Here is a 16,341-nt window from a genome sequence, read left to right on the forward strand (position 1 = left end):
CTACAGGCTACGGCAAGCGAAGCACCTTGATCGCCTCGGCCAAGTACGGTTCCGGGCTGGGGTCAGCAGATTGCGCCCAGCTGATCCATGCTGCAAAAGTCACCGTGCCGAAGGCCAGCGCCAGATAGGGCGCCGTCTGCGCGCTGACCCCGCCTTCCGAGAAATGCCGCAGCACCCGCTCGTTGTCCTTGCCCATCCGCATCGAGGCCTGGGCCAGGAGCTCGGGCTGGTCAGCGATAAGCCGCAGGCGTCCTCGCGTGACCTCCGGATCCGGCAGCGAATCGAAAGCTGCCACCGCAGCAGCGTGCATGGCACCCACCAGGTCGTGGCCCTCCTGCTTCGCCGAGGCGAAGGCGCCGTCTGAAATGGCCGAAGCTTCCAGCAGGCCGCCCCACACCAAATCCGCCTTGGAAGCGAAATAGCGGTAGAGGCTCTTGCGTCCGATTCCCGCTTCTTCGGCAATTTGCGCCATCGAGACTTCGCCATAGCCATGCTTGGCGAAGAGCGCCAGGGCGGTGCGGGCCACGGAGTCGGGATCAATGGACTGCGGGCGCCCAGGCAGGTGCGTGGCAACGGAATCTCGGGTGTCAGGCATATCCCAATTATGGCCCATTGAGTTAAGACACAGTGTGTCATAACATGAAACTACCAATTCATCGGCAACCAGAAGGAACGGTTATGGGCATGGAAAACGCATGGCAGGAAAAGGTCACCGCAGAACGTTTTGCCGGCAAGACAGTGGTGGTCACTGGCGCCGGTTCGGGCATCGGCAAGGCCACCGCGCTGCGCGTGGCCAAGGAAGGCGGCAAGGTGATCGCCGCGGACATCAGCCGCGAACGGCGCGATGAGCTTGTTGCCGAGAACCCGGATCTGGACGTTGCCGTTGTGGCCGGCGACATCACCGACCAAGCGGTAGTGGACCAGGTAGTGGCAGCTGGCGAGGGGCGGATCGATGCGCTGGCCAACGTCGCCGGCATTATGGACAAGTTCGAGCCGATCCACGAGATCGAGGACTCGACCTGGGAACGGGTCATGAATGTGAACGTCAATTCCGTTCTGAAGCTGACCCGTTCGGTGGTCCCGCTGATGCTCGAGGCCGGCCAGGGCAACGTGGTCAATGTGGCTTCGGAAGCTGGCCTGCGCGGCTCGGCCGCCGGCGTCGCATACACGGCCTCGAAGCACGCGGTCATCGGCATGACCAAGAACTCGGCTGTCATGTACGGCAAGAAGGGGCTGCGTTTCAACGCAGTGGCTCCGGGTGCGGTGCAGACCAATATCGAGGCTCCAATGGCCTCCGAATTTGCCCAGCAGGTAATCCCTCCGCTGATGGGCATCATTCCGGGCATGGCTACCGCAAGCCAGCTCGCCGCCTCGATCACCTTCCTGCTCAGCGAGGACAGCACCAACATCAACGGCGTGGTCCTGGCTTCAGATACCGGCTGGAGCGCCATCTAGCAAGGCCTGCCTGGAGACGAGTTTCCCTGCCAGCAGGTGGAACGGCCATCGGCCGGGGTGCACTGGAAAGCTCCAGTGCACCCCGGCCGATTAGCTCTCAAGGTCCCCGCAGTTTTCCGTGCGGCAACCGCCTGACTCAGCTGCGCGCTTCTGCGCGTTCCTCATCGGGGTAGCTTTTTTGCGTGGCCGCAGCTGCTTCGGCTTCGGTTGCCGGGCTCATATCGAACTTGAGCAGGGCCTCCGGGGTGGGGCCACCGCCGAACTTCGGTGAAGGCTGGCCGCCGTTGGCTACGCGTTCGGCCTCCATGGCTTCCCATTCCTCATCGCGTCCGAGCATGCGGGCCGAGTCCTCATTGGTGATTTCCCCGGCGAAGGCGCGCTTCATTGCCTCGCGGTCGAACTGCCCTTCCCATTTGGCGACCACGAAGGTGGCCACGCAGTTGCCCAGCAGGTTCACGGCAACGCGCATCGAATCCATGATGCGGTCCGCGCCCAGCAACAGGGCCACGCCGGCCACCGGGAAGATGCCCAGGGCGGCTGCCGTCGCCGATAGGGCCAAGAACGAGGATCCAGGGACGCCGGCCATGCCCTTGGAAGTCAGCAGCAGGATGCCCAGGGCGGCAAGCTGCTGGCCAAAGCTGAGATTGTGGCCGAACGCCTGGGCCAGGAACAGCAGCGAGATGGACAAGTAGATGGCCGCACCGTCGAGGTTGAAGGAATATCCGGTCGGGACCACCAAGCCGGTGGTGGCGCGGGAGCATCCGGCGTTGGTCAGCTTGGTCATGATGCGAGGCATCACCGACTCGGTTGATGCGGTGCCCAGGGCCAGCAGGAATTCCTCGCGGGTGTACTTGATGAATTGCCACAGCGGAACCCGCGCAAATCCCCAGGCGATCAGGAAGAGGATGCCGATGAACAGCAGGGCCGCGGCGTAGCAGGCGAGAATTAATTTCGCATAGGTGCCCAGTGTCTCGATGCCGTATTGGCCGATGATGAAGCCCATGGCGCCGAAGGCACCCAGGGGTGCGACCCGCATGACCCAGCTCATGACCTTGAAGATCAGCTCCAGGACGTTCTCGAACACCGCGAGCAGTGGTGCGCAGCGTTCCTGGCCGACCACCACGATGGCTGCGCCGAAGAAGACCGAGAAGAACAACACCTGCAGCAAGTTATTATCCGCGAAGGCGCCGATGACGCTGACCGGGATGATTCCCAGGATGAAGTCGGCGGCCCCCTTGGCCTCTCCGGATTTCTCTTCGATGGCCCCGGCGTCGAGGGATGACGGGTCGATGTTCAACCCGGCGCCTGGCTGGAAGAGGTTGGCAATGATCAGGCCGAAGACCAGGGCGAAGAGTGTGGCGCAGGTGAAGTAGACCAATGCCTTGACGCCAACGCGTCCCACTGCCTTGACATCGCCCACCGCCGCAATGCCGGTGACAATCACCAGGAAGATCAGCGGGGCGATGATCATCTTGATCAGCATGATGAATCCGTCGCCCAGCGGGCGCAACTCGGATCCGACCTTCGGCAGGAAGTGGCCGATCAAGACGCCGGCGACGATTGCGACGCCAAGCTGGAAGAACAGGGAAGTGTAGAAAGGTTTCTTGGGGGTTGGCTCAGCGACCCGGAAGTCGTCTGCGGATTTGATTTTCATGGCTGCTCCTGAGGATGGACTCGCTCCGAGGTATGTGCCCGTGGCTTGGATGGTGTCAACTGTAAGGCACGTCACAATATTCCGCAATGAAAAAAGATAATTTCGTTATGCGGAATGGATTCCTTCTGGATTATGGAATTAATCCGTGTTTGATAGGCATTTATCTGGCTCCGAGTACCGCTGTGCCGATGGCGGCAGCGTTGGGCGTGTCACGCGCCATCGGGGGCTCGTGCTGTGCCGCGCGGGGCCGGCGAGGAATGAACCCGGGGGTACCGCTGTTCTTGATGCAGGGATCCCGGTTATTGCGCGTCGGGCAATCGGGCTGTGTCGCCCGGGCTGGCCGCCGTAAGCTGACCCTACCTGGAAGTCGCGGATGGCTTACTGGGATCATGGACAAAGGTGGAACCCACCGATTACTTCCAGCAGGATTGAGAGCACTCACTTATGAGCATGGAAAGCGCCGCCTGGCATTCGCTATGGAAGCTGTCAGGAGACAAGGGCAAGGCCTACGCTCCAACCACGCCTAAGCGAGTGCTGAAGTTCGCAGCCAGCTACAAGTCCCGGCTGCTGGTCTTCGTCGTCTTCTCCATCTTCGCCGCAGTCCTGGCCGTGATCACCCCGGTGCTCGCTGGACGGGTGGTCGACGAAGTCGTCGCGCAATCCGGGGTGCGGACGATCATCAACTTGGCTCTGGTCATGGCGGGGATCGCGATCCTGGATGCGGTGGTGTCCGTAGTGGTCCGCTGGTTCTCCTCGCGCTTGGGCGAGGGCATCATCTATGACCTGCGCACCGCAGTCTTCGACCATGTGCAGAAGATGCCGGTGGCATTCTTCTCGCGCACCAGGACCGGTGCGCTGGTCAGCCGCTTGAACAACGATGTCATCGGCGCGCAATCCGCCTTCGCCGGAACCCTTTCCGGGCTGGTCTCCAATACCGTGGCGCTGGTGCTCACCGCTGCGGTCATGTTCACCACCTCGTGGCAGGTCACGCTGATCGCTCTGGTGCTGCTGCCGATTTTCCTCTTGCCCGCCCGCCATTTCGGCAGGTCCGTGGCCCTGCTGCGCCGTGAATCCGCGGACCTGAACGCGACCATGGGCAACCAGATGACCGAGCGCTTCTCCGCCCCCGGCGCCACCTTGATCAAGCTTTTCGGCCGTCCCAAGGACGAGTCCGAGCAGTTCGCGCTGCGTGCCGGCAAGGTGCGGGATATCGGCGTCAAGATGGCCATGCGCCAGTTCTACTTCGTCGCCGCACTGACCCTGGTTGCGGCCCTGGCACTCGCCCTGGTCTACGGTCTGGGCGGCATGTACGCGGTACGTGGCGATCTGGCCGCCGGCGACGTGGTGGTCCTGGGCATGCTGCTCACCCGCCTCTACACGCCGCTGACCGCACTGGCCAACGCGCGCGTGGAAATCACCAGCGCGCTGGTCAGCTTCGACCGGGTCTTCGAGGTGCTGGACTTGGAGCCGCTGATTGCCGATGCCCCGAACGCCCGCCGCCTCGAGGCCGGGGCGGTGCCGGTGAGATTCAACCACGTGAGCTTCTCCTACCCGAGCGCCGACAAGGTCTCGCTGGCTTCGCTGGAAGAAGTCGCCATCCTGGACACCCGCGGCGGCGAAGAGGTCCTGCACGATATCGACTTCGAGATCCCCGCGGGCCAAACCTACGCGCTGGTCGGCTCCTCGGGTGCGGGCAAGTCCACCATCGCCTCGCTGCTGGCGCGCCTGTACGACGTGGATTCGGGCAGTGTTGAACTGGCCGGCGAGGATATCCGCCAGCTTGAGCTCGATTCGCTGCGTTCGACGGTGTCCATGGTGACCCAGGACGGGCACCTCTTCCACGAGAGCATCCGCTCCAACCTGACGCTGGCCCGGCCCGAAGCGACCGAAGAGCAGATCTGGGAGGCGCTGGAGCGTGCCCGGCTGAAGCCGGTGATCGCTTCCTTGCCCGATGGCCTGGATACCGTGGTGGGCGAGCGGGGCTACCGGCTTTCCGGTGGCGAACGCCAGCGCATGACCATTGCCCGTCTGCTGCTGGCAGCACCCCAGGTAGTCATCCTGGATGAGGCGACGGCGGCCCTGGACTCGTCGAATGAAGCGACGGTGCAAGCGGCGCTGGGCGAGGCGCTGGCAGACCGCACGGCGCTGATCATTGCCCACCGCCTGTCGACCATCCGCTCGGCGGACCAGATCCTGGTCGTGGAGGGCGGGCGCATCGTCGAGCGCGGAACCCACAGCGAGCTGCTGGCCTTTGGCGGACGCTATAGCGAGCTGCACGAAACCCAGTTCGCGCAGTAGCACGCCTGTTCGCCGGCTCCATAGGTGTTCCGGCACCAGCGCGAACTGAGATGCCCGCCTGGGCGGTCGATGCCATCGACTGCCCAGGCGGGCATCTTTGCTTGCGTGCCGGAATCGCCAAGCGCGGCTAGTCCGCCGCGGCCACCAGCTGGCGTCCCAGCTCGCGGGCCGCCTCCTGCAATACCGGCACCGCGCTGTCGATGAAGGCCTCGTCAACGCGGGTCACCGGCCCGGAAACCGAGATGGCCATCGGCGTTGGCGCGCCCGGTACTGGCACGGCGATGCAGCGAACCCCTAGTTCCTGCTCTTCCTCGTCGATGGCGTAGCCGCGTTCGCGGGTGGCCTCGACATCGGTGAACAGCTTGCCCAGGGTGGTGATGGTGTTCGCGGTCTTCGGGGGCATGCCCGCCTGCGAGACCAAACGCTGCACGCGCTCGTCATCCAGCACCGAGAGCACGGCCTTGCCGACCCCGGAATTGTGCAGCATGGCGCGGCGTCCGACTTCGGTGATCATGCGCATCGAGTGGGCTGACTGCACCTGGGCGATGTAGGTGACCATGTCTCCGTCGAGCACCGCGATATTCGCCGATTCGCCCAGCTTCGCGACCAGATCCTTCAGCGCAGGGGAGGCCAAGGCGCCCAGCTGGCGGTTGGCTACCTCGCCCAGCCGGATCAGCCGCGGGCCCAGTGAATAGCGGCGGTTGGGCAGCTGGCGCACGTAGCCCACTCCGACCAGGGTGCGCAGCAGGCGGTGGATGGTCGGCAATGGCAGGGGAGTATCGGCGGCAAGCTCGCTGAGCGCGGCTTCTCCGCCGGCACGGGCGATGACTTCCAGGAGCTCGAAAGCACGTTCGACGGACTGGACGCCGCCGGTGGTGGACTTGCTGGAAGTCTGCGTCATCTTTGCTCCTAATAAAGGCACTGGTTTCGGAAGAGGGCTACGCATTACTTCTACGATGCGAAATCCTAGTCCCAAGAATAGCGCAGAATCAGGCTTTTCTTCCACGATCCGATATTAACTCGGCAAAAATCGTGCCGGGCGCCACAAAACACTCTTGCATTTTCATTTTGAGGATAATAGTATCCACTATACGGAAACTTTTACAGGAGGATCAGATGGCAGCACCAAGCCCGGGATATTCACTCACGCTTCGCGTCCAGACACCTGCGTCGATTACCGCTACCAGCGAGCTGGCCGGCGCGGTCGGTTCGGCCGGCGCGCACATCACCGCCCTGGATGTCACCGAGTCCAACCACACCCACATGGTGGTGGACGTTTCCTGCAACACCACCGACGTGGCCCACGGCGAGACCGTGCGCGCGGCGCTGGATAACCTCGATGGCGTAAGCGTGCGCAACGTCTCGGACCGCACCTTCCTGATGCACCTTGGCGGCAAGCTCTCGGTGACCCCCAAGGTCGCCCTGCGCAACCGCGATGACCTCTCCCGCGCCTACACCCCGGGTGTCGCCCGCGTCTGCATGGCCATCGCCGAGAACCCTGCCGATGCGCGCAACCTGACGGTCAAGCGCAACACCATCGCCGTGGTCACCGACGGCTCGGCCGTGCTGGGGCTGGGCAATATCGGCCCGGCCGCAGCCCTGCCGGTCATGGAAGGCAAGGCGGCGCTGTTCAAGCAGTTCGCCGATGTCGATGCCTGGCCGGTCTGCCTGGACACCCAGGACACCGAGGAGATCATCATGATCGTCAAGGCGCTGGCACCGGTCTACGGCGGGGTGAACCTCGAAGACATCGCCGCCCCGCGCTGCTTCGAAATCGAGGCCCGGCTGCGCGAAGAACTGGACATCCCGGTCTTCCACGACGACCAGCACGGCACCGCAATTGTCACCCTGGCCGCGCTGCTCAACGCGGTGAAGGTCGTGGACAAGAAGATCGAGGACCTGCGCATCGTGGTCTCCGGGGTCGGCGCGGCCGGCAACGCGATCATCCAGCTGCTCATGGCCCGCGGCGCGCAGAACATCATCGCCTGCGGACGCAGTGGCGCGATCACCCGCAACGAAGCCTACGCCGATGCGCACCGCACCTGGCTGGCGGAAAACACCAATCCGCAGAACTTCACCGGCACCCTGAAGGAAGCCATCGCCGGCGCGGATGTCTTCATCGGCGTCTCGGCCCCGAACGTGCTGGACGAAGCCGATATCGCAGCCATGAACGAGCGCGCCATCGTCTTCGCCATGGCCAACCCGGATCCCGAGGTGGACCCGGAACTGGCCGGCCGCCACGCGGCGGTGGTCGCCACCGGGCGCAGCGACTTCCCCAACCAGATCAACAACGTCCTGGCATTCCCAGGTTTCTTCCGCGGGCTGCTGGATGCAGGCGTCACCGAGATCACCGACGCCATGCTCCTGGCCGCCGCGGACGCCATTGCCGCGCGGGTCAGCGAATCAGAGCTGAACCCCGGATTCATCATCCCGTCGGTATTCGACCCACAGGTCGCCTCCGATGTGGCCATGGCAGTGCAGGACGCAGCCGCCGCCAAGTAGGCGCTGCGCAGCAAGACCTTAGGGTGCATGTCAACGCACCCTTCATTGGAACAGAGCACAAGAAGTTAAGGAACAACCCATGAGTATTGAAATCACCAGCATCCCCGACGTCGCCGATGCCCAGCAGATCCTCTCGGGCGAAGCGCTGGCCTTCATCGAGAAGCTGCACCAGAAGTTCGCTGGCACCCGCGATCAGCTGCTGGCCGCACGCGGCGTGCGCCGCCAGCAGTTCTCCGATGCCAAGTCCATCGACTTCGATCCGCAGACCGAATCCGTGCGCACCGGCGACTGGAAGGTCGCCGAAGCCCCAGAGGCGCTGCGCGACCGCCGCGTGGAGATCACCGGCCCGGCCTCCCCGGCCAAGATGGCCATCAACGCGCTGAACTCCGGCGCCAAGGTCTGGCTGGCCGACCTGGAAGATGCTTCCACTCCGAGCTGGTTCAATGTCATCGATGCGATCTCCAATCTCTCGGCCGCCGCCCGGGGCACCTTGGCCTTCACCGATGCGAAAACCGGCAAGTCCTACGCACTGCGCACCGACGCCCCGCGCGCGGTCGTGGTGGTCCGCCCCCGCGGCTGGCACCTGCCGGAGAACAATGTGCTCATCGACGGCAAGCCGGCGGTCGGTGCACTGGTCGACTTCGGCCTGCACTTCTTCCACAATGCCAAGGTGCTCGCCGAATCGGGACAGGGCCCGTTCTACTACCTGCCGAAGATGGAGCACTACCTGGAATCGCGCCTGTGGAACGAGGTCTTCACCTTCGCCCAGGCCGAGCTGGGCATCGCCCACGGAACCGTGCGCGCCACCATGCTCATCGAGACCATCCCGGCCGCCTTTCAGATGGAGGAATTCCTCTACGAGCTGCGCGAGCACGCCTCTGGCCTGAACGCGGGCCGCTGGGACTACCTGTTCTCCATCATCAAGACCTTCCGCGAAGCCGGCGAAGCGTTCATCATGCCCGACCGCTCGGCCGTGTCGATGACCGCGCCGATGATGCGCGCCTACACCGAGCTGCTGGTCAAGACCTGCCACAAGCGCGGGGCTTTCGCCATGGGCGGCATGGCGGCGTTCATCCCGAACCGCCGCGAACCAGAAGTTACCGCCGCCGCCTTCGACAAGGTCCGCGAGGACAAGTCCCGTGAGGCCAACGACGGATTCGACGGCTCCTGGGTCGCCCACCCTGACCTGGTTGAGCTGTGCAAGGAGATTTTCGACGCGAAGCTCGGTGAGAAGCCGAACCAGATCGACCGCCAGCGCCCGGAGGTCGAGGTCACCGCGGCCCAGCTGCTGGACGTGGCCAGCGCTCCTGGCGATGTCACCGAGGCCGGCGTGCGCGCCAACCTCTACGTGGCCGTGAACTACGTGGCCGTGTGGCTCTCGGGCAACGGCGCGGTCGCCATCCACAACCTGATGGAAGACGCCGCCACCGCGGAGATCTCGCGCTCGCAGATCTGGCAGCAGATCCGCAACCAGGTGGTCGCCGCCGACACCGGCAACACCATCACCGCCGAACTGGTTGCTGGCATTCTCGCCGAAGAGGTTGAACGCCTGCGCGCGGAGGTCGACAATGAAGAGCACTTCAACGCCTACTACCAGCCGGCAGCGGAACTGATCGCGAAACTGACCAGCGGCAAGGACGAGGATTTCGCGGACTTCCTCACCACCCCAGCCTACGAACTCTTGGAAAAGGAATACGTGACCAAGCCATGAGCAACACCTTCGATGAGTCCACGCTTGCCAGCGTAGAAGCAAAGCTGGCCGCCACCGACCGGCTGCTGGAAACCTCCTACCCGGGGGATACCGGAGCCCGCCAGCCGATCCATACCGTGTACGTCCCCGGGGACAAGTACACCGTGGACCTCCCAGAACGTTGGGGCCACAACGCAGTAGCCACTGCCGGAGGACTGATTGGCCTATCCGCCTTGGCGGCCAAGCTCAAGCTGGCCGAACCAGAGCGCTTGGCGGAACTGGTTGGCGCGAAGCTGGCAAGCGAACCCATCGAAGATCTGCGCCTCGATTTCGAGGACGGCTACGGCAACCGCACGGATGCCGAGGAGGACGCCGCAGTGCTTGCCGCGGCCGACTCGGTATCCGCCGCGGTGGCCGCCGGCAAAGCCCCGGCCTGCATCGGCATCCGCTTCAAATGCTTCGAAGCACCCACCCGGGCCCGCGGGATCCGCACCCTGGACCTGTTCATCACCCGGCTTCTGGCCAACGGTCCGCTGCCCGAGGGCCTGCGCCTGACCCTGCCCAAGGTGACCACCGTGGCCCAGGTCGAGTCCATGGTCTACCTGGCCGAGAAGCTGGAAGAAGCCCACGGGCTGGAAGCCGGACGCATCCGCTTCGAAGTGCAGGTGGAAACCCCGCAGGTCATCCTGGCCGCCAACGGAACCCATCCGGTGGCCCAGCTGATCGCCTCGGGCAAGGGCCGGGTATCCTCGCTGCACTACGGAACCTACGACTACTCCGCGTCGCTGGGCGTGGCCGCCGGATACCAGTCCATGGAGCACCCGGTAGCGGACTTCGCCAAGGACGTCATGCAGGTGGCCGTAGCCGGCACCGGGGTGGAACTGTCCGACGGCTCCACCAACATCATCCCGGCCGGCGACCCGGAGAACATTGCGGCCGCCTGGGAACTGCACGCCCGCCTGGTCTCCCGCCACCTGTCCCGCGGCATCTACCAGGGCTGGGACATGCACGAGAATCAGCTGGTCACCCGTTACCTGGCCACCTTCGCCTTCTTCCGCGAAGGCCTGCAGGCAGCCGGAACCCGGTTGCGCAACTACGTCCACCAGATCAACTCGGCCATCATGGACGAGCCGGCCACCGCACGGGCCCTGGCCCGCTACATCCACCGCGGGGTGGCCTGCGGTGCGGTCAGCGCCGACGAGGTCACCGAACTAGCCCAGATCACCCTGCCCGAACTCGAGGCGATCGCCTTGAACCGCTCCCACGCCTAAGGACAACACCATGACTGTTCCAGCCATCCAGAACTCCTCGTCGTACTACTCGGACTTCGGCGGCCACCCGCCGCAGAGCGATCTGCTCACCGACCGGGCCATCGTCACCGAGGCCTATACCGTGATCCCCAAGGGCGTGCTGCGCGACATCGTCACCAGCGTCTTCCCCGAGTGGACCAACACCCGTGCCTGGGTGCTCAACCGCCCGGTCGCCGGCGGGGCCACCACCTTCTCCCAAGCCATCGTGGAAGTTGCCCCGGGCGGCGGCGCCACCAAGCCGGAGCCGCAGGCCCAGGTGCAGGGATTCATCTTCGTGCTCACCGGGCAGCTGACCCTTCTCATCGAGGGCACCGAACATGTGCTGGTGGACGGCGGCTTCGCCTACCTGCCAGCCGGCGCTACGTGGTCCGCCCGCAATGACGGCACCGAGACCACCAGCTTCCACTGGCTGCGCAAGCGCTACGAAGTGCTTGAAGGCGTCGCCGCACCGGCTCCCGTGGTGGGCAATGAGCGCGACATCGAACCTGGCCCGATGCCGGGCACCGATGGCAAGTGGCGCACCACCCGCATGCTCGATCCCAACGACGTGGCCTTCGACTTCGGCGTGAATATCGTGACCTTCGAACCGGGCGCATCCATCCCGTTCGCCGAAACCCACGTCATGGAGCATGGCCTGTACGTGCTTGAAGGCAAGGGCGTGTACCGGATGAATGGCGACTGGGTCGAGGTCGAAGCCGGGGACTACATGTCACTGCGCGCCTTCTGCCCGCAGGCTTGCTACGCCGGCGGCCCGGAGAACTTCCGGTACCTGCTCTACAAGGACCAGAACCGCCAGATCGCGTTGTAAGCGTTCATTTCCAGAGACTGCCGGGGCCGCACCCCGCGCTGACCCGCCGGCCATCGGCGCACCGTGTCCATTTCATGTTCCAGTGATGTTTCTTTTGCTCGGACATGGTGGGCTGACGGCAGGGTCGCGCGGGATGCGGCCTTCGGTTTTGGCGACCCGGGGCTGTTTCGTGAAGATCCAAGGATCACTTGGAACCGCTCATCGAAACCATCGGCAATACCGGGCGTCATCCCGGCAATCGCGGGGAGCACGGAATCGTCCAACGTTGGACGGGTTGGAATTGGGACTCATCACTGGAGTCGCGGGCAGCACTTGAGTTATTTCCGAAGGCTTGGCCTGTTTGGGACGTGCCCCTATGCACCGGGCGCGAACTGGATGCGAACGCGGCTCGATGTTGCAGGTCGAGACGGGGCAGCGGATGCCCTCGTTGCCAACTCGCAGGCATCAGTGCCGCAGCAGCTAGAACTCTTCAGCGTCAACCTTGGCCGGAGCATCTGCTGCATCGCTGCTCAAAATCAACCGCCGTTCCAAACGGGTGAGATTTCCCGGCGAAGGATCAAGTCGTGCTGGTTCCAAGGCGGCCGCTAATGCCGCGCCAACCGCTTCCTCGTCCAAGTTCATTCCCACGGCGACCAGCGCGTCATTGGCCGGATCGCTGTGGGCCGCTGCTTTCGCGAAATGGATCTGCCGGCCCACCATATTGACCAGGAAACGCTGCGTGCCGCGATCGGTGCGCAGTTTTACATGCCCCTTGAGCCGGTAGGCCGCAACCGGCGGGTGCTCCAGCAGGTCCAAGAGGGCACCCGGATCCGCCGCTTCGGGGCAGCGCACCGTCACCGCGTTGGCGTGCGGAGCATGCTCGTGGTCGTGGTGCGGGCGGGAGGCAGCCGCCAACGGCAACTCGTCGATCGGGTCTTCGTTCAGGGCGATGTCGAAGACCAGCTCGGGGTCTATGGCGGCGTGCGACGCCGGGATGATGGCAACGTGCGGGTTGATTTCGCGGATCCGTCCGCTGATCCTGGCCAGGACCGCGTCGCGGTGTTCCGGGGCAATGCGGTCCAGCTTGTTGACCACCGCCATGCTGGTGGCGCTGAAGCGGGCCGGGGCCATCGCCGCGGTATCCACGGTGTGCTCATGCTCCACCGCGTCGATCACGTCGATGATGCCGCCGAAGCGTACCCCGTGGGCCTTGCCGAAACGCAGCAGCCGATCCACGTTCAGCGGGTCGGCCGCGCCGCTGGCCTCCACGATGATGGCATCCAGGCGCAGCTTCGGCTGGCCCAGCTTCTCCAGCAGCTCGTCCAGGCCGCTGCTATCGGACAGGCAGCAAACGCAGCCGCCGGCAATGGATTCGGCCGCATCGATCTGGCCGGTGATCAGCCCGGTATCCACGTTGACCTTGCCGATGTCGTTGATGATGACCCCGACGCGGGTACCCGGGCGGGTCAGCAAGCGGTTGAGCAGGCTGGTCTTGCCTGCACCCAGATATCCGGTGAGCACGATGACAGGGATCAATGCCGGCTCCTTTTCACTTCGACAAGCGGGCCGAATCCATTCTCCTTGCAGGGCCAACCGTTGCCGCGTGCTGACACGCCTGCCAGAAGATGGTTACCAGGAAGGCAAAACCGGAATCGGGCCATCGGCCTCGATATGCCGGGCCTGGCCGCGGGCCAGCCATTCGATCAAGCCTTCGCGGTCCGAGCGCACCTTCAGCGCGCCATCGCCGATGACCCATTCGTCGCCCTCTTCGGTCACCAGCGTCATGCCCGGAGCGTTCTTCACGCGCATAGTCCGCACGGCGGCCTCGACGGCGTTCTCCTGGGAATCCGGATCGGCTTCCTCGATGGTCCACGCGGTATCCAGATCATGGTGGTGGATGACCACCTCTGAGATGCGCAGGGCCACGATGGAGGTCGCCGGAATGATCTTGCCGTGAAGGTCCACCTCTTCCACGGCCAGTTCGCCGCTGAGCCGTTCGCACTGCTCGGCGAAGTATGCGGCGGCGTCCTGGAACTTCTTGACCAGTTCCTCGCGCGGCAGGGCCGCCAGCTCGTCGATCTCCGCGTCGCGGGCCTCGCGCGAGGCGTAGAGCTCCTGCGGTTCTCCGCTGGTGGCCCAGTCGATGAGCTTGACCAGGCTCCGGCCGTTGGAGGCCAAGTGCGCAATGACCTGCGCCCGGCTCCAGCCTTCGCACAGCGAGGCGGCGGCCATTTCTTCGGTGGACAGGGTTTCGATCGTGGCCGACATCATCGCGGTTTCGCGGTTGAGTCGTGACAGGTCCGAGTGCAAACGAGCAGTATTGATCATGAAGTCACCCTACCAACGCGGGCGCTCCAGCAGTACGGGTTACGCCATAGATATCGAAAGCGACTCGATTCATATCCGCGCCGTGCGGGCCCTGGCGGTGCCTGGCTGCGACGGCAGGAAGCTGTCCAGCAGAACACGTGCCAGGCATGCTTCTTCAGGAACCAGCAGCCACGTAGCCTAGGGGGGAGAAGCAAACGACCAGGAAAGCAGTCCGATGGCGAAGAAAAAGAAGAAGCAGAAGCCCAAGCAGGGGCATCCGGCACGCCTGCAAGAGGGCGTCGTCTCCCTGGACCGGGTGAAGGTGGGGCGCGGCCTGGACGCGCTCACGCCGCAGTTCGTACGCTGGTTCTCCGAGAACCGCGATGACCCAGAACTGGCCCTGATGGTCCTTGCCGCAGTGCGCGAAACCCTGGGCATCTACGCCGAAGTCGTCGGCCTGGACAAGGTTACCGATTTTGATCCGCCCAAACTGCTGGCAGTGCTCAGCTCGATGATTGAATTCGAAGAGGCCGAGAATCCCGATGCCGCCGATAATGGGCTGGGAACCATGATCTATATGGCCTGGGCGGATTACGTCGAGTTCTTGCGCGATGCCGGTCTGTGGGAGCGCGAGGCCGAAAGCCTGGAGTGGTTCCGGAAGTCGCTGGAAGCCCAGGATCCATTCGCCGGTGATGACGGCATCGATGAAAACGATGAAATTGACGAGATCATGGCATCTGACGAGGCCTCTCAAGCGGCCCTGGCTGAAATCGCCGCCATGCCGATCAGCAAGCTGGGCCGTGCCTTCTTGGCTTGGACCCTCACCGAGGGCAAGAATCTGTGGGCCAGCTTGCCGGCGTCTGAATTCTTGGAAACGGCCGCAATAGCGCTCGCCGACCAGCTGCCTCCGGAAGTCCACGAATCGCGCAGGGGCCTGATGGTTGCGGTCGTGCTCTCGGCACTGGAATCGGTCAGCGCCATCAAGCTGCCCGAACAGGGCAAGCCGGAGCGCGGCGTGACGTACGAAGACATCATGCAGCATGAAGACGCCGACTCCTTCGAGCCGAACTTCTACTTCATCCAGGCCTGCCTGGACTCGTTGCTGGAAAAGCCGGAAGGCGGCGATGACGCCAGCCTTGAAGCCTGGGGGCTGGCAGCGTTCTGGATCGTCGAGGGGATCGAAGGCAACCCGCATCGCGTGGCTGACCCGCGAGATGATCAATGGTCGCCAAAGGTATGGGAAACCGCGCATGTGCGCATGCATGAACTGCGCGTACTTGGCCTTATCGAAGATGGCGAAGCGTACTCGGTGCCCACTATCGTCCGCCTGGCGATTACCGACGTTGAACAGGACCTGCTCGATGAGGATGAATTCGACGACACCGATCTCGATGCGATGTTCGGGCCGGACGATGACGAGCCGAAACGCCTGAAGCGCGAAACACCGTATACCGGCAAGGTGCTGCAGCTGAAGCTGACCCTCAAGGACGCCAAGCCGCCGATCTGGCGTCGCGTGCTGGTGCCCATGGACCTGAACCTTGGCGACCTGCACGACATCATCCAAGCGAGCTTCGACTGGTACGACGGGCACCTGCACAGCTTCTACGAGGGTGGCTTCGGCGGCACTTCATATGGTCCAGAGATTGACGACATGGACTACCAGAAGAACGAAGCGGAAACCCTGGTTTCCTCGTTGCTGCAGCAGGAAAAAGACCGCCTGGATTACCTGTACGACTTCGGGGACAACTGGGAAGTGCGCATCGACGTCGAGAAGATCCTGGATGCCGATGGCGGCCAGCTGCCGCGATGCACCGGCGGCCGGCGCATGGCTCCGATGGAGGACAGCGGCGGGATCGGTGGCTGGGAAGCCAAGCTGGATATTCTCGATGATCCGACGGACCCGGAGTACGAGGAAGTGCAAGACTGGCTTTCGAACTTCGGTTACGAAGAGGAATACGAGATCGATCCGGCGTATTTCAACAAGGACGAAGTCAATGCCCACCTGGAGTTCGAGTTCTAGGCGGCTGATTCAAGCCAGTGAAAATGCCCGTGGGTTGCCAAACTTTCAAACTTGGCAACCCACGGGCATTTTTGGTTTTCGGCTGGTTGGCCCTCTGGCCTAGTCGTCGTCTAGCGCGGCTCCATGCGGCGTCGCTCCGCCTTCATCGGTCCAGTCCTGGCCAACTTCATCATTCAAAGCAGGGTCGGAAATGGTATCGGGCTCTTCGGCCTCTGCCTTGTGCAGTCGGGCTTCAGGGTTGTTCTCGCTCATAAATCCATCCCTCTCGTTGCTTGGAATGCCAACCTAGCAAGAACCGCTGGGCATCAGAAGCTGCAG

The 16,341-nt window shown here is 63.8% G+C and carries 13 protein-coding genes; 7 read left to right on the top strand and 6 right to left on the bottom strand.

Annotated elements, in window-relative coordinates; genetic code table 11:
* Window positions 1-7: 7 nt before the first annotated feature.
* A complete protein-coding gene (locus CQ012_RS11785) occupies window positions 8-595 on the bottom strand; it encodes a TetR family transcriptional regulator (RefSeq protein ID WP_105656514.1) in 588 nt (195 codons plus the stop codon).
* An 89-nt stretch (window positions 596-684) separates the two neighbouring features.
* Between CQ012_RS11785 and CQ012_RS11790 the strand changes: the two genes are divergently transcribed.
* Window positions 685-1,455: an SDR family NAD(P)-dependent oxidoreductase gene (locus tag CQ012_RS11790; RefSeq protein ID WP_353616148.1), complete on the top strand. Its 771-nt coding sequence runs from the start codon at window positions 685-687 to the stop codon at window positions 1,453-1,455.
* 136 nt (window positions 1,456-1,591) lie between these two features.
* Here CQ012_RS11790 and CQ012_RS11795 read toward each other — a convergent pair whose 3' ends face one another.
* The gene (locus CQ012_RS11795) at window positions 1,592-3,109 is read right to left on the bottom strand and encodes a cation:dicarboxylate symporter family transporter (protein ID WP_105656512.1); all 1,518 of its coding nucleotides are present in this window, start codon (window positions 3,107-3,109) and stop codon (window positions 1,592-1,594) included.
* Between the two features lie 444 nt (window positions 3,110-3,553).
* Between CQ012_RS11795 and CQ012_RS11800 the strand changes: the two genes are divergently transcribed.
* Window positions 3,554-5,407 (top strand): ABC transporter ATP-binding protein, encoded by a 1,854-nt coding sequence (locus tag CQ012_RS11800; RefSeq protein WP_105662257.1) that lies wholly within the window; start codon window positions 3,554-3,556, stop codon window positions 5,405-5,407.
* A gap of 127 nt (window positions 5,408-5,534) precedes the next feature.
* Here CQ012_RS11800 and CQ012_RS11805 read toward each other — a convergent pair whose 3' ends face one another.
* Window positions 5,535-6,308, bottom strand: coding sequence for an IclR family transcriptional regulator (locus CQ012_RS11805; RefSeq protein WP_105656510.1), 774 nt, complete (start codon window positions 6,306-6,308; stop codon window positions 5,535-5,537).
* Between the two features lie 215 nt (window positions 6,309-6,523).
* Between CQ012_RS11805 and CQ012_RS11810 the strand changes: the two genes are divergently transcribed.
* The 4 genes from CQ012_RS11810 (at window position 6,524) to CQ012_RS11825 (ending at window position 11,717) form a co-directional block, all read left to right on the top strand.
* Window positions 6,524-7,909 carry an NAD-dependent malic enzyme gene (locus tag CQ012_RS11810; RefSeq protein ID WP_105656509.1) on the top strand — a complete coding sequence of 462 codons (1,386 nt, stop codon included), beginning with the start codon at window positions 6,524-6,526 and terminating at the stop codon, window positions 7,907-7,909.
* A 79-nt stretch (window positions 7,910-7,988) separates the two neighbouring features.
* Entirely contained in the window at window positions 7,989-9,620 is a 1,632-nt protein-coding gene (gene aceB / locus CQ012_RS11815) for a malate synthase A (RefSeq protein WP_105656508.1), read from the top strand.
* The gene (locus CQ012_RS11820; RefSeq protein WP_105656507.1) at window positions 9,617-10,870 is read left to right on the top strand and encodes a DUF6986 family protein; all 1,254 of its coding nucleotides are present in this window, start codon (window positions 9,617-9,619) and stop codon (window positions 10,868-10,870) included. The genes aceB and CQ012_RS11820 overlap by 4 nt, the downstream gene beginning before the upstream one ends.
* Before the next feature lie 10 nt (window positions 10,871-10,880).
* Window positions 10,881-11,717: a bifunctional allantoicase/(S)-ureidoglycine aminohydrolase gene (locus tag CQ012_RS11825; RefSeq protein ID WP_105656506.1), complete on the top strand. Its 837-nt coding sequence runs from the start codon at window positions 10,881-10,883 to the stop codon at window positions 11,715-11,717.
* A 459-nt stretch (window positions 11,718-12,176) separates the two neighbouring features.
* Here the strand turns inward: CQ012_RS11825 and CQ012_RS11830 are convergent, their stop codons facing one another.
* A complete protein-coding gene (locus CQ012_RS11830) occupies window positions 12,177-13,232 on the bottom strand; it encodes a CobW family GTP-binding protein (protein ID WP_105656505.1) in 1,056 nt (351 codons plus the stop codon).
* Window positions 13,233-13,325: 93 nt separating this feature from the next.
* Entirely contained in the window at window positions 13,326-14,024 is a 699-nt protein-coding gene (locus tag CQ012_RS11835; protein WP_105656504.1) for a maleylpyruvate isomerase family mycothiol-dependent enzyme, read from the bottom strand.
* A 214-nt stretch (window positions 14,025-14,238) separates the two neighbouring features.
* Between CQ012_RS11835 and CQ012_RS11840 the strand changes: the two genes are divergently transcribed.
* Window positions 14,239-16,023 carry a plasmid pRiA4b ORF-3 family protein gene (locus tag CQ012_RS11840; protein ID WP_105662258.1) on the top strand — a complete coding sequence of 595 codons (1,785 nt, stop codon included), beginning with the start codon at window positions 14,239-14,241 and terminating at the stop codon, window positions 16,021-16,023.
* Between the two features lie 99 nt (window positions 16,024-16,122).
* Here the strand turns inward: CQ012_RS11840 and CQ012_RS17625 are convergent, their stop codons facing one another.
* Window positions 16,123-16,275, bottom strand: coding sequence for a hypothetical protein (locus CQ012_RS17625; RefSeq protein WP_166650735.1), 153 nt, complete (start codon window positions 16,273-16,275; stop codon window positions 16,123-16,125).
* Window positions 16,276-16,341: the final 66 nt, after the last annotated feature.

It is taken from the genome of Arthrobacter sp. MYb214, assembly GCF_002979865.1.
GTDB lineage: Bacteria > Actinomycetota > Actinomycetes > Actinomycetales > Micrococcaceae > Glutamicibacter.

Excerpts from the sequence above, each read along its gene's own strand:
- CQ012_RS11785 (WP_105656514.1), bottom strand. The coding sequence starts at position 595 with ATGCCTGACACCCGAGATTCCGTTGCCACGCACCTGCCTGGGCGCCCG.
- CQ012_RS11790 (WP_353616148.1), top strand. The coding sequence starts at position 685 with ATGGAAAACGCATGGCAGGAAAAGGTCACCGCAGAACGTTTTGCCGGC.
- CQ012_RS11795 (WP_105656512.1), bottom strand. The coding sequence starts at position 3,109 with ATGAAAATCAAATCCGCAGACGACTTCCGGGTCGCTGAGCCAACCCCC.
- CQ012_RS11800 (WP_105662257.1), top strand. The coding sequence starts at position 3,554 with ATGAGCATGGAAAGCGCCGCCTGGCATTCGCTATGGAAGCTGTCAGGA.
- CQ012_RS11805 (WP_105656510.1), bottom strand. The coding sequence starts at position 6,308 with ATGACGCAGACTTCCAGCAAGTCCACCACCGGCGGCGTCCAGTCCGTC.
- CQ012_RS11810 (WP_105656509.1), top strand. The coding sequence starts at position 6,524 with ATGGCAGCACCAAGCCCGGGATATTCACTCACGCTTCGCGTCCAGACA.
- aceB (WP_105656508.1), top strand. The coding sequence starts at position 7,989 with ATGAGTATTGAAATCACCAGCATCCCCGACGTCGCCGATGCCCAGCAG.
- CQ012_RS11820 (WP_105656507.1), top strand. The coding sequence starts at position 9,617 with ATGAGCAACACCTTCGATGAGTCCACGCTTGCCAGCGTAGAAGCAAAG.
- CQ012_RS11825 (WP_105656506.1), top strand. The coding sequence starts at position 10,881 with ATGACTGTTCCAGCCATCCAGAACTCCTCGTCGTACTACTCGGACTTC.
- CQ012_RS11835 (WP_105656504.1), bottom strand. The coding sequence starts at position 14,024 with ATGATCAATACTGCTCGTTTGCACTCGGACCTGTCACGACTCAACCGC.
- CQ012_RS11840 (WP_105662258.1), top strand. The coding sequence starts at position 14,239 with ATGGCGAAGAAAAAGAAGAAGCAGAAGCCCAAGCAGGGGCATCCGGCA.
- CQ012_RS17625 (WP_166650735.1), bottom strand. The coding sequence starts at position 16,275 with ATGAGCGAGAACAACCCTGAAGCCCGACTGCACAAGGCAGAGGCCGAA.